The sequence below is a fragment of the Streptomyces sp. NPDC087787 genome, from assembly GCF_044743035.1.
Lineage (GTDB): Bacteria > Actinomycetota > Actinomycetes > Streptomycetales > Streptomycetaceae > Streptomyces.
Genome location: NZ_JBIUVQ010000016.1, coordinates 32,776 through 44,363, shown reverse-complemented (window position 1 = coordinate 44,363; position 11,588 = coordinate 32,776). Strand labels below are relative to the sequence as shown.

At 70.9% G+C, this 11,588-nt stretch carries 12 protein-coding genes; 8 read left to right on the top strand and 4 right to left on the bottom strand.

Annotated features, from left to right (window positions below; genetic code table 11):
* Window positions 1-10: 10 nt before the first annotated feature.
* Together ACIOWN_RS24570 and ACIOWN_RS24565 are read left to right on the top strand one after the other, a co-directional pair.
* Window positions 11-688, top strand: coding sequence for a response regulator transcription factor (locus ACIOWN_RS24570; protein ID WP_100571005.1), 678 nt, complete (start codon window positions 11-13; stop codon window positions 686-688).
* Between the two features lie 35 nt (window positions 689-723).
* Complete coding sequence (locus tag ACIOWN_RS24565) at window positions 724-1,995, top strand: ATP-binding protein (protein ID WP_100571004.1); 1,272 nt, start codon at window positions 724-726, stop codon at window positions 1,993-1,995.
* Between the two features lie 37 nt (window positions 1,996-2,032).
* Here the strand turns inward: ACIOWN_RS24565 and ACIOWN_RS24560 are convergent, their stop codons facing one another.
* A complete protein-coding gene (locus ACIOWN_RS24560) occupies window positions 2,033-2,578 on the bottom strand; it encodes a GtrA family protein (protein ID WP_362345961.1) in 546 nt (181 codons plus the stop codon).
* Window positions 2,579-2,850: 272 nt separating this feature from the next.
* Here ACIOWN_RS24560 and ACIOWN_RS24555 point away from each other — a divergent pair, with 272 nt between their 5' ends.
* The 3 genes from ACIOWN_RS24555 to ACIOWN_RS24545 are packed head-to-tail and all read left to right on the top strand — an operon-like array spanning window position 2,851 to window position 5,749.
* A complete protein-coding gene (locus tag ACIOWN_RS24555; RefSeq protein ID WP_362345323.1) occupies window positions 2,851-4,044 on the top strand; it encodes a 5-(carboxyamino)imidazole ribonucleotide synthase in 1,194 nt (397 codons plus the stop codon).
* Window positions 4,041-4,565, top strand: a complete 525-nt coding sequence (purE, locus tag ACIOWN_RS24550; RefSeq protein ID WP_362345321.1) for a 5-(carboxyamino)imidazole ribonucleotide mutase — start codon at window positions 4,041-4,043, stop codon at window positions 4,563-4,565. Before ACIOWN_RS24555 ends, purE begins: the two co-directional genes overlap by 4 nt.
* A gap of 5 nt (window positions 4,566-4,570) precedes the next feature.
* On the top strand, window positions 4,571-5,749 hold the full coding sequence (locus ACIOWN_RS24545; RefSeq protein ID WP_362345319.1) for a dipeptidase: 1,179 nt from the start codon (window positions 4,571-4,573) through the stop codon (window positions 5,747-5,749).
* Between the two features lie 79 nt (window positions 5,750-5,828).
* Here the strand turns inward: ACIOWN_RS24545 and ACIOWN_RS24540 are convergent, their stop codons facing one another.
* Complete coding sequence (locus ACIOWN_RS24540; RefSeq protein WP_362345317.1) at window positions 5,829-6,188, bottom strand: VOC family protein; 360 nt, start codon at window positions 6,186-6,188, stop codon at window positions 5,829-5,831.
* A 118-nt stretch (window positions 6,189-6,306) separates the two neighbouring features.
* On the opposite strand from ACIOWN_RS24540, the gene ACIOWN_RS24535 reads away from it, so the two are divergent.
* Window positions 6,307-6,813, top strand: coding sequence for a CGNR zinc finger domain-containing protein (locus ACIOWN_RS24535; RefSeq protein ID WP_362345315.1), 507 nt, complete (start codon window positions 6,307-6,309; stop codon window positions 6,811-6,813).
* A gap of 123 nt (window positions 6,814-6,936) precedes the next feature.
* Here ACIOWN_RS24535 and ACIOWN_RS24530 read toward each other — a convergent pair whose 3' ends face one another.
* Window positions 6,937-8,280, bottom strand: a complete 1,344-nt coding sequence (locus ACIOWN_RS24530; RefSeq protein WP_362345313.1) for a UDP-glucose/GDP-mannose dehydrogenase family protein — start codon at window positions 8,278-8,280, stop codon at window positions 6,937-6,939.
* 171 nt (window positions 8,281-8,451) lie between these two features.
* On the opposite strand from ACIOWN_RS24530, the gene ACIOWN_RS24525 reads away from it, so the two are divergent.
* Both ACIOWN_RS24525 and ACIOWN_RS24520 read left to right on the top strand, forming a co-directional pair.
* Window positions 8,452-9,609 (top strand): acyl-CoA dehydrogenase, encoded by a 1,158-nt coding sequence (locus tag ACIOWN_RS24525; RefSeq protein WP_326802742.1) that lies wholly within the window; start codon window positions 8,452-8,454, stop codon window positions 9,607-9,609.
* Window positions 9,610-9,805: 196 nt separating this feature from the next.
* A complete protein-coding gene (locus ACIOWN_RS24520; RefSeq protein ID WP_362345311.1) occupies window positions 9,806-10,168 on the top strand; it encodes a four-helix bundle copper-binding protein in 363 nt (120 codons plus the stop codon).
* Between the two features lie 75 nt (window positions 10,169-10,243).
* Here the strand turns inward: ACIOWN_RS24520 and ACIOWN_RS24515 are convergent, their stop codons facing one another.
* Entirely contained in the window at window positions 10,244-11,542 is a 1,299-nt protein-coding gene (locus tag ACIOWN_RS24515; RefSeq protein WP_401983339.1) for an LCP family protein, read from the bottom strand.
* Window positions 11,543-11,588 lie beyond the last annotated feature (46 nt).

Genomic DNA, 11,588 nt, shown 5'->3' with positions numbered 1-11,588 from the left:
CCATCGGTCCATGACCCGTGTACTGCTCGCCGAGGACGACGCGTCCATCTCGGAGCCGCTGGCTCGCGCACTGCGCAGGGAAGGTTACGAGGTCGAGGTGCGTGAGGACGGACCCGCCGCGCTCGACGCCGGAATGCAGGGCGGTGTCGACCTGGTCGTGCTGGACCTCGGACTGCCCGGCATGGACGGCCTGGAGGTCGCCCGCCGGCTGCGCTCCGACGGCCACACGGTGCCCATCCTGATCCTGACCGCGCGCGCCGACGAGGTGGACACCGTCGTCGGCCTCGACGCGGGCGCGGACGACTACGTCACCAAGCCCTTCCGGCTCGCCGAACTGCTCGCCCGCGTCCGGGCCCTGCTGCGGCGCGGCGCCGCCGAGCCGCAGCAGCCGCCCGCCACCCACGGCGTGCGCATCGACGTCGAGTCCCACCGCGCGTGGATGGGCGACGAGGAGCTCCAGCTCACCGCCAAGGAGTTCGACCTGCTCCGGGTGCTCGTGCGGGACGCCGGCCGGGTCGTCACCCGCGACCAGCTGATGCGCGAGGTCTGGGACACCACCTGGTGGTCGTCCACCAAGACCCTCGACATGCACATCTCGTGGCTCCGCAAGAAGCTCGGCGACGACGCGGCGAACCCCCGGTACATCGCGACCGTGCGCGGCGTGGGCTTCCGCTTCGAGAAGAGCTGAGCCGGCCGCCCCGCGCTTTCGTCAGGTAGGAGTACATGCGCCGCCGACTGATCCAGTCCACGCTTGCCGTGGTCCTGGTCGTGATCGCCGTCTTCGGTCTCTCCCTGGTGATCGTGGAGACCCGCACCATCAGCAGCAGCGCCCAGGAGCGCGTCGACTCCGAGGCGCTGCGGCTGGCCAGCATCGTCGACAGCAGGCTGCTCGGCGAGGCGACGGTCAACGCGGCGATCCTGCGCCACCAAATGGCCGACGGCCAGTACGCCGTCATCGGCATCCCGGGACAACGGCCCATCCAGGTTGGCGACAAGCCGTCCGGCGACGTGATCCACTCCACGGCCACGGGGGAGCAGGGCGAGACCGTCCGGGTGGAGGAGCCGCGCTCCTCGGTGACCCGCGAGGTCGGCCGTACGCTGCTGATCATCGGCCTGGTGGCGCTGCTCGCGGTGGTCGCCGCGGTGCTGCTCGCGGTCCGCCAGGCCAACCGGCTCGCCTCCCCGCTGACCGACCTGGCCGAGACCGCCGAGCGCCTCGGATCCGGCGATCCGCGCCCCCGCCACAAGCGCTACGGCGTCCCTGAGCTGGACCGGGTCGCGGACGTGCTCGACGGATCGGCCGAGCGCATCGCCCGGATGCTGACCGCCGAGCGCCGGCTCGCCGCCGACGCCTCCCACCAGTTGCGTACGCCGCTGACCGCGCTGTCCATGCGCCTGGAGGAGATCACACTCACCGACGATCCGGACACGGTGAAGGAGGAGGCGAACGTCGCCCTCGCCCAGGTCGAGCGGCTGACCGACGTGGTGGACCGCCTGCTGACCAACTCCCGCGACCCGCGTACCGGCTCCGCCGTCTCCTTCGACCTCGACGAGGTCATCCAGCAGCAGATCGCCGAGTGGCGTCCCGCCTACCGCAGTGCCGGCCGGGCGATCGTCAGCTCCGGCAAGCGGCACCTCCGGGCCGTGGGCACGCCGGGTGCCGTCGCGCAGGTGCTGGCCGCGCTGATCGAGAACTCCCTCATGCACGGCGGCGGCACGGTGGCGCTGCGCACCCGCGTGACCGGCAACCAGGCCGTGGTGGAGGTCACCGACGAGGGCTCCGGCGTCCCCGCCGACCTCGGCGCCCGGATCTTCGAGCGCACCATCAGCGGCCGCAACTCCACGGGCATCGGACTCGCCGTCGCCCGCGACCTCGCCGAGGCCGACGGCGGCCGCCTGGAACTGCTCCAGGCCCAGCCGCCCGTCTTCGGCCTGTTCCTGTCCCGCACCCCGCCGCTCAAGAAGGAGCCGGAGGACCACCCGACGGTGCGCTGACCACCCGACGGTGCGCTGACCGCCAGGGCCGGGGAACCTAGCGGAAGGCCCGGGTCCGAGGCGTCTTCGACTCGGTCTGGAGGAAGGACTCCGCGCCCGCCACGGTCTGCCGGGCCGGCAGGGTGCGGAAGACCCAGGTGCGGTACGACCAGAAGCGGAACAGGGTCGCGATGCCGATGCCGAGGAACTTGAAGACGTTGCTCTGCAGCGGGCTGTCCCAGCCGAAGCCGTACGTCGCCAGGTACAGCACGCCGTTCTCGATCACCAGGCCCACCACGCTGAACAGCAGGAACAGCGTCAGTTCCCTGGTGCGCCCGGTCTTCTCGCGGTCCCGGTACGTGAAGTAGCGGAAGCCGATGTAGTTGAAGACGATCGCGACGACGGTCGCGATGACGCTGGCCCGCACCACCTGGAGTCCGGTCGTGTGCCGCACCAGGTTGAACACGAGCAGGTTGACCAGCAGCCCCGCCCCGCCCACCGCGCCGAACTTGACGACCTCGCGCCAGAGCTGGTCCACGTGCCTGCGCAGCGCGCCGCGGGGCGCGGGGGGCGCCGGTCGGAGCCCCGAGGAACCACGTTCCATGGTCGTGCAGGCCCCCGTCTCGGTCGGTTCGGTCAACCCGGCCATGCTAACCAGCGCCGCACGCCCGCGCCCGTGCACAAGGCATCAGCTGGGGAACGGGTCGGAAAGAGTCCGGGAAAAGGCGGGAAAGAGCCGCCGAAGTGACTGGTAAGAACGCCGACGGGGGTGACGTCGGGTACGTCAGTGCGGGGGGTGAGAGCCCCGCGAGGCGCCGGTAAGGCCCCGGCGGGCGCGGAAGCGGTGCGCGGCGCGGCGGCCGATACCCTAGGAGCGTGACGTTCCCGGTAGTCGGCATGGTCGGCGGTGGCCAGCTCGCTCGTATGACACACGAGGCGGGCATCCCGCTGGGCATCAGGTTCAAGCTCCTCAGTGACACTCCCCAGGACTCCGCGGCGCAGGTGGTGAGCGATGTCGTCATCGGCGACTACCGCGACCTGGACACGCTGCGCGCGTTCGCGCGGGGCTGCGACGTGATCACCTTCGATCACGAGCACGTCCCCACCGAGCACCTGCGGGCCCTGGAGGCGGACGGCATCCCCGTGCGCCCCGGCCCCGACGCGCTCGTGCACGCCCAGGACAAGGGCGTGATGCGCGCGAAGCTCGACGCGATCGGTGTGCCCTGCCCGCGGCACCGCATCGTGAGCGACCCGCGGGACGTGGCCGCGTTCGCGGCGGAGCTCGAAAGGGGCGGGCACGAAGTGCCCTCCGGCAAGGGCGGCGGTGGGCGACGGGCGGGCGGTTTCCCCGTGGTCCTGAAGACCGTCCGCGGCGGCTACGACGGCAAGGGCGTGTGGGTGGTCAACTCCGCCGAGGAGGCCGCCGAGCCCTTCCGCGCCGGCGTGCCCGTCCTCGCCGAGGAGAAGGTCGACTTCGTCCGGGAGCTGGCCGCCAACGTCGTACGCTCCCCGCACGGTCAGGCCGTGGCCTACCCGGTGGTGGAGTCGCGGCAGGTGAACGGCGTCTGCGACACCGTGATAGCCCCGGCACCCGACCTCGACGAGAGCCTCGCCCTCAGGGCCGAGCAGCTCGCGCTGACCATCGCCAAGGAACTCGGTGTCGTCGGCCACCTCGCGGTCGAGCTGTTCCAGACCCGCGACGGTCGCATCCTCGTCAACGAGCTGGCGATGCGTCCGCACAACTCCGGCCACTGGTCGATGGACGGCGCCATCACCTCCCAGTTCGCCAACCACGTCCGCGCGGTCCTCGACCTCCCGCTCGGCGACCCCCGCCCGCGCGCCCGGTGGACCGTCATGGTCAACGTCCTCGGCGGCGACTACCCCGACATGTACTCCGCGTACCTGCACTGCATGGCCCGCGACCCCCAGCTCAAGATCCACATGTATGGCAAGGACGTGAAGCCCGGCCGCAAGGTCGGCCACGTCAACACCTACGGCGACGACCTGGACGACGTGCTGGAACGCGCCCGTCACGCAGCCGGCTACCTGAGAGGCACCATCACCGAATGAGCCCAGTTGTTGGCATCGTCATGGGGTCGGACTCCGACTGGCCCGTCATGGAGGCCGCCGCCGAGGCGCTCGACGAGTTCGAGATCTCCTACGAGGTCGACGTCGTCTCCGCACACCGCATGCCGCGCGAGATGATCGCGTACGGCGAGCGTGCGGCGGACCGCGGCCTGAAGGCGATCATCGCGGGCGCGGGCGGGGCCGCCCATCTCCCCGGCATGCTCGCCTCCGTCACCCCGCTGCCGGTGATCGGCGTACCCGTCCCGCTGAAGTACCTGGACGGCATGGACTCGCTGCTGTCGATCGTGCAGATGCCGGCCGGAGTCCCGGTGGCGACCGTGTCCGTCGGCGGCGCCCGCAACGCGGGTCTGCTCGCCGCCCGGATGCTCGCCGCGCACGACGAGGAACTGCTCGCCCGGATGCGGGAGTTCCAGCAGGAGCTGAACGACCAGGCCACCGAGAAGGGCAAGCGGCTGCGCGCCAAGGTCGAGAACTCCGGCGGCTTCGGTTTCGGCAGGAAGTGACGCCGATGACCTCGCTGAACGAAGCCCGGGACCTGCTGCGGGAGTTCCCCGTCGTCGACGGCCACAACGACCTGCCCTGGGCGCTGCGCGAGCAGGTCCGCTACGACCTCGACGCGCGCGACATCGCCACCCCGCAGAACGCGCATCTGCACACCGACCTGCCGCGCCTGCGCGAGGGCGGCGTCGGCGCGCAGTTCTGGTCGGTCTACGTCCGCGCGGACCAGCCCGACCCCGTGCCGGCGACGCTGGAACAGATCGACTGCGTACGGCAGCTGCTCGCCCGTCACCCGGCCGACCTGGCGCCCGCGCTGACCGCCGCCGACATGGAGGCGGCGCGTGCGGAGGGCCGCATCGCCTCCCTCATGGGCGCCGAGGGCGGCCACTCCATCGCCGACTCCCTCGGCACGCTGCGCGGGCTGTACGCGCTCGGCGTGCGGTACATGACGCTCACCCACAACGACAACGTGGCCTGGGCGGACTCGGCGACGGACGAGCCGGGCGTGGGCGGCCTGTCGGCCTTCGGCCGCGAGGTGGTCCGGGAGATGAACCGGCTCGGCATGCTGGTCGACCTCTCCCACGTGGCCGCGACGACCATGCGGGACGCGCTCGACACCACGAGTGCGCCGGTGATCTTCTCGCACTCCTCCGCGCGGGCCGTGTGCGACCACCCCCGCAACATCCCGGACGACGTGCTGGAGCGGCTGCCCGCCAACGGCGGGATCGCGATGGTCACCTTCGTGCCGAAGTTCGTGCTCCAGGCGGCCGTGGACTGGACGTCCGCCGCCGACGAGAACATGCGTGCGCACGGCTTCCACCCCCTCGACGGCACCGCCGAGGCGATGAAGGTCCACCACGCCTTCGAGGAGGCGAACCCGCGCCCGGTCGCCACGGTCGCGACGGTGGCCGACCACCTCGACCACATGCGCGAGGTCGCCGGCATCGACCACCTGGGCATCGGCGGCGACTACGACGGCACGCCCTTCACCCCCGAGGGCCTCAGCGACGTCTCCGGCTATCCGAACCTGATCGCGGAACTCCTGGACCGCGGCTGGTCCAGGACCGACCTGGCCAAGCTCACCTGGCAGAACGCGGTCCGCGTCCTGGGCGCCGCGGAGGACGTCGCCCGTGACGCGCAGGCCACCCGGGCACCCTCCAACGCGACGATCGCCGAACTGGACGGCTGAGCTCCAGTACCGGACGGCAGGAGACCACGGCATGTGTGTCCCCTGCCGTCCGGCGCACAGGGCGACCGCCGGACGCCTCTCAGCAGGCGCACAGGCAGAACGGGTGCCCGGCGGGGTCGGCGTAGACGCGGAAGGTGCGCGTCCGGTCCGTCGCGTCCAGCGGCTGCGCGCCGAGCGCCAGCACCCCCTTCTCCGCCGTGTCCAGGTCCTCCACGACCAGGTCCAGGTGGAACTGCTGCGAGGCCTCCCCGGCCGGCCACTTCGGCGGCACGTGCCCCGGCGCCCTCTGGAACGCCAGCGCCGAACCGCCCGGCACCTTCAGGTCCACCCAGTCGCCCTCGCCCTCCACCGTCCCGCCGAGCACCTCGGCGTAGAAGCCGGCGAGGGCGCGCGGGTCGGGACAGTCCAGGACGACGACACCCAGCTTGGCGAGAGCCATGACTTCCTCCCAGTCGCAGACGGTGTTACCCATAGAAGTGGGTAACCAGTAACCGTTACCGCATGCTCCCCTATGGCGAGTAACGGCGCAACCGTATTGAAGAGGTACCGTCGCTGACATGAGTGAGAGATCGTCCGCGCCCGGGAGCCTGGCGCTGGTCGAGGCCCTGGTGAACACGCTGGACATCGAGACGGGCGCCGACTCGCTCGACACCGCGGAGGGCCGGGCGCGCCTGGGAGTCCCCGAGGCGGAGCTGGAACGGGCGCGCGAGCTGCGCGAGTCGCTGCGGGCGGTGCTGCTGGCCCACGCCGGTCACCCGCCGCACCGGCGGGTGACACCGCTGGGCGAGCTGCTGGCGCGGGCGCCGCTGCTGGTCTCTGTCGACGCACGGGACGGCTCCGCCACGCTCGCGCCCGCCGACGACGGCCCGCTGCTCTCCCGGGTCGCGGCCGCCGTCGCCGAGGCCCTCGTCGCGGGCACCTGGACGCGGCTGAAGGCCTGTGAGGCGGCCACGTGCCACTGGGCGTTCTACGACCGCAGCCCGGCCGGCCGCGGCCGCTGGTGCTCGATGCAGGTGTGCGGAGCGCGCGCGAAGATGCGCCGCTACCGAGCGAAGCAGACCTGATCCACAGGCCGTTCGTCGTTCACACCGGCCCGCGTGGTGCACAATGCGTGCAGACGCCGGTTCGGCCGACTGAGCCTCGGCCGAACCGGCGTCGCCTGTCCTCGTGCGCCTGCCCGCGCGGGACTACGCGGTCGGGCGGCCCATCGCCCGGTACGTCCACCCGGCCCGCCGCCACAGCTCCGGGTCCAGCGCGTTGCGCCCGTCGAGGACCACCCGGGCGGCGACGACCTCGCCAAGACCGGCCGGGTCCAGCTCGCGGAACTCCCGCCACTCCGTCAGGTGCAGGACGACGTCGGCGCCCCGCACGGCCTCCAGCGCCGAGCCGGCGTACCCGAGCGTCGGGAACACCCGCCGGGCGTTCTCCATGCCCTTGGGGTCGTAGACCGTCACCTGGCCGCCCTGGAGGTGGATTTGCCCGGCGACGTTGAGCGCGGGGGAGTCCCGCACGTCGTCCGAGTCCGGCTTGAAGGTGGCGCCGAGCACCGCGACCCGCTTGCCGAGGAACGGCCCGCCACCCAGCGCCTGCCGGGCCAGCTCCACCATCTGCCCGCGCTGGCGCATGTTGATCGAGTCGATCTCGCGCAGGAAGGTCAGCGCCTGGTCCGCGCCCAGTTCACCGGCGCGCGCCATGAAGGCCCGGATGTCCTTGGGCAGGCAGCCGCCGCCGAAGCCGATGCCGGCCCGCAGGAACTTCCGGCCGATCCGGTCGTCGTGCCCGATGGCCTCGGCCAGCTTGGCCACATCGCCGCCGGCGGCCTCGCAGACCTCGGCCATCGCGTTGATGAAGGAGATCTTCGTGGCCAGGAAGGAGTTCGCGGAGGTCTTCACCAGTTCCGCGGTGGGGAAGTCGGTGACCACGAACGGGGAACCCGCGCCGATCGGCGTGGCGTACACCTCGCGCAGCAGCTTCTCCGCCCGCTCGCTGCGCACGCCGACCACGATCCGGTCCGGGTGCAGCGTGTCCTGCACGGCGAAGCCCTCGCGCAGGAACTCCGGGTTCCAGGCCAGCTCCACGTCCGCGCCCGCGGGCGCGAGTTCGGCGATCGTACGCGCCAGGCGGTCCGCGGACCCCACGGGCACGGTCGACTTGCCGACGACGAGCGCGGGGCCGGTCAGGTACGGGGCGAGCGAGGTGACGGCGGAGTCGACGTAGCTCATGTCGCAGGCGTACTCCCCGTGCTTCTGCGGGGTGTTCACGCAGACGAAGTGGATGTCGCCGAACGCGGCGGCCTCCGCGTAGTCCGTCGTGAAGCTCAGCCGCCCGGTCGAGCCCTCGATCCCGGCCACGTGCCGGCGCAGCAGCTCCTCGAGGCCGGGCTCGTACATGGGGACCTCGCCCCGCCGGAGCATCTCGATCTTCTCGGGGACCACGTCGAGACCCAGCACCTCGAACCCGAGCTCGGCCATGGCCGCGGCGTGCGTCGCGCCGAGATAGCCGGTCCCGATCACAGTGATCTTGAGGCTCATGGGTGCTCCAGGAAAGACGACGGTGATGCGGTGCCCGAGCATATCGGGGGCATGCGCGGGGCCTTCGCCGGGCAATGTCCCCGCTGTCGCCAAGCTCACGTATCACTGGCGGGGGCGGGCGCATAAAATTTGGGTTACTTAACGGTAATTAGCGTTGGAGCGTGAGAGACCTTGGCCGGATCGGCTGACTTCGACCTGTACCGCCCGTCGGAGGAGCACGGCATGCTCCGCGACGCCGTCCGCTCGCTGGCCGAGGCGAAGATCGCGCCGTATGCCGCCGTGGTGGACGAGGAGGCCCGCTTCCCGCAGGAGGCCCTGGAGGCGCTGGTCGCCAACGACCTGCACGCGGTGCACGTGCCCGAGGAGTACGGCGGCGCGGGCGCGGACGCCCTCGCGACGGTCGTCGTGATCGAGGAGGTGGCCCGCGTGTGCGCGTCCTCCTCCCTCATCCCGGCCGTGAACAAGCTGGGCTCGCTGCCGGTGATGCTCTCCGGTTCCGAGGAGCTGAAGAAGCGGTACCTGACCCCGCTCGCCAAGGGCAACGCGATGTTCTCGTACTGCCTGTCCGAGCCGGACGCGGGCTCCGACGCGGCCGGTATGAAGACCAAGGCGGTCCGCGAGGGCGACACGTACGTCCTCAACGGCGTCAAGCGCTGGATCACCAACGCGGGCGTGTCCGACTTCTACACGGTGATGGCCGTCACCGACCCGGACAAGCGCAGCAAGGGCATCTCGGCGTTCGTCGTGGAGAAGTCGGACCCCGGGGTCTCCTTCGGCGCCCCGGAGAAGAAGCTCGGCATCAAGGGCTCGCCGACCCGCGAGGTCTACCTGGACAACGTCCGCATCCCGGCCGACCGCATGATCGGCGCCGAGGGCACCGGCTTCGCCACGGCGATGAAGACCCTGGACCACACCCGTATCACCATCGCGGCCCAGGCCCTCGGCATCGCCCAGGGCGCCCTCGACTACGCCAAGGGCTATGTCAAGGAGCGCAAGCAGTTCGGCAAGCCGATCGCCGACTTCCAGGGCATCCAGTTCATGCTCGCCGACATGGCCATGAAGATCGAGGCCGCCCGCAACCTCACCTACGCGGCCGCCGCCAAGTCCGAACGGGGTGATTCCGACCTGACCTTCCAGGGCGCCGCCGCCAAGTGCTTCGCCTCGGACGTCGCCATGGAGGTCACCACGGACGCCGTCCAACTCCTCGGCGGCTACGGCTACACCCGCGACTACCCGGTCGAGCGCATGATGCGCGACGCCAAGATCACGCAGATCTACGAGGGCACGAACCAGGTCCAGCGGATCGTGATGGCGAGGAACCTTCCGTAGCAGGTCTCTTCACGCGTCTTCGACGGCCTCCGGCATCGCGCCGGGGGCCGTTCGTGTCGCGGTGGGGAGGGCCGCCGTAAGCCGAACGGCGGTAGCCGGTGCGATGTCCCTGCCGGATGGCGCGGGGGCCCGGACGGGCGTACGACGGATGTGAACAGGGCCCCGATCCGGTGCCCCTCGTCCCCCAGGAGGAGCCATGACCCAGCCCGGAACCATGACCCCCATGAGCAAGGAGATGCAGGACTGCGTCCAGGCCTGCATGTCGTGCCACACCGTCTGCGAGGAGGCCATGAGCGGCTGCATGCAGATGGGCGGCCAGGCGCAGATGCAGATCATGCGCGCGATCATGGACTGCTCCGAGATGACCCGCATGTGCGCGGACATGATGATGCGCCGCTCGCCCATGGCGGCCGAGATGTGCGCGATGTGCGCCAAGGCCTGCGACATGTGCGCCGAGGCGTGTAGGTCCATGCCCGACGACAAGACGATGACGCGCTGCGCGGAGGCGTGTCGCCGCTGCGCGGAGATGTGCCGGGCGATGGCGGGCGTCAGGATGTGACCTGAGCCCGGCCGGACGGCGAAAGCCCCGCGGTGCCGGCCGGCACCGCGGGGCTCTCCTGGGAGAGGGTCCGGGTCAGTTGCCCGTGACCGTGACCTTCTCGTCGTTCTTCAGCTCGTTGACCAGAGTCTTGACCTTCGGCATGTCCCAGACGAGGTTGCCGCCGGTTGAGCCGGATATCGGCATGTTCATGGAGGTGCCGTCGCCGCCGCTGACGTTCTTCATCGCCCAGAACATGGAGGCCAGGTTCCACAGGCTCATGTCCTTGTCGACGATCAGGGAGTCCAGGCCCGCGCCCAGCGTCGGGTAGAGCTTGAACGGGTTAAGGACCGTCGAGGGGGTCGCCACCTCGTGGGCCAGTGCGGCGAGGAACTTCTGCTGGTTCTTGGTGCGCTCCAGGTCGGAGGCGGCGAAGGCGTGCCGGGTGCGGACGAAGGCCAGGGCCTGCCGGCCGTCCAGCGTCTGCTTGCCCGCCTTGAAGTCGGCGCCCGAGTACTTGTCCTGGAAGCCCTTGTCGATGGTGAGTTCCACGCCGCCGACCGCGTCCACGATGTTCGCGAAGCCGGCGAAGCCGATCTCCACGTAGTGGTCTATGCGCAGTCCGGTGTTGTACTCGACGGTGCGGACCAGCAGCTCCGGGCCGTCGAAGGCGTAGGCCGCGTTCAGCTTGTTCGCTCCGAGCGGGCCCTTGATCCTGCCGGACTCCGAGCCGCGGAACTGCGGGATCGTGACGTTGGAGTCGCGCGGCAGGGATATCAGCGTGTCGCCGTTGTCGCCGACGTGCAGGATCATCATCGAGTCCGTGCGCTTGCCCTCGGCGGACCCGGTGTGCAGGTCCTTCTTCTGCTGCGAGGACATGCCCTCACGGCTGTCGGAGCCGACGATCAGGTAGTTCGTGCCCTTGCCGGCCTCCGGGCGGTCGATGACCTTGGACAGGTCGACCTCGCGGCGGAGTTTGGAGTCGGCCCAGAAGTAGGTCGCGACCGAGGTCACCACCAGCAGCGTGACCAGGGTGATCACGGACCACTTGAAGCGGCGGCGCCAGTCCGGCGCGGGACGGTAGCCGCGCGGGTCACCGCCGCCCGGTCCGCCGGGACCGCCGTAGACGTGGCCGGAGTTGTAGCCGTCGTAGGCGCCTTGATCGTCGTACCCCCCTCCGCCGACGTACGAAGGCTGCTGCGGGATGCCGTACGGCGGTGCCGAGGAGCCGGGGCCGCCGGGTCCCGGATACCCGCCCTGCCCCGCGGGGCCACCGGGGCCGCCGCGCCGTACCTGGCGCATCACACGCGCCCCTTCCGGCGTCGCGCCGGCGCTGCCGCGTCCGTATCGGGGTCCACGGTCGCCGCCGGACCGCCCCTCGGGCCAATCACTCATGCGGCCCAGTGTGCAGGGCACCGCTGTGTGCCTTACAAGGGCCGTC

Bases quoted from the DNA above. Each gene is read 5' to 3' on its own strand.
- ACIOWN_RS24570 (WP_100571005.1), top strand. From the start codon at position 11: ATGACCCGTGTACTGCTCGCCGAGGACGACGCGTCCATCTCGGAGCCG.
- ACIOWN_RS24565 (WP_100571004.1), top strand. From the start codon at position 724: ATGCGCCGCCGACTGATCCAGTCCACGCTTGCCGTGGTCCTGGTCGTG.
- ACIOWN_RS24560 (WP_362345961.1), bottom strand. From the start codon at position 2,578: ATGGAACGTGGTTCCTCGGGGCTCCGACCGGCGCCCCCCGCGCCCCGC.
- purE (WP_362345321.1), top strand. From the start codon at position 4,041: ATGAGCCCAGTTGTTGGCATCGTCATGGGGTCGGACTCCGACTGGCCC.
- ACIOWN_RS24545 (WP_362345319.1), top strand. From the start codon at position 4,571: ATGACCTCGCTGAACGAAGCCCGGGACCTGCTGCGGGAGTTCCCCGTC.
- ACIOWN_RS24540 (WP_362345317.1), bottom strand. From the start codon at position 6,188: ATGGCTCTCGCCAAGCTGGGTGTCGTCGTCCTGGACTGTCCCGACCCG.
- ACIOWN_RS24535 (WP_362345315.1), top strand. From the start codon at position 6,307: ATGAGTGAGAGATCGTCCGCGCCCGGGAGCCTGGCGCTGGTCGAGGCC.
- ACIOWN_RS24530 (WP_362345313.1), bottom strand. From the start codon at position 8,280: ATGAGCCTCAAGATCACTGTGATCGGGACCGGCTATCTCGGCGCGACG.
- ACIOWN_RS24520 (WP_362345311.1), top strand. From the start codon at position 9,806: ATGACCCAGCCCGGAACCATGACCCCCATGAGCAAGGAGATGCAGGAC.
- ACIOWN_RS24515 (WP_401983339.1), bottom strand. From the start codon at position 11,542: ATGAGTGATTGGCCCGAGGGGCGGTCCGGCGGCGACCGTGGACCCCGA.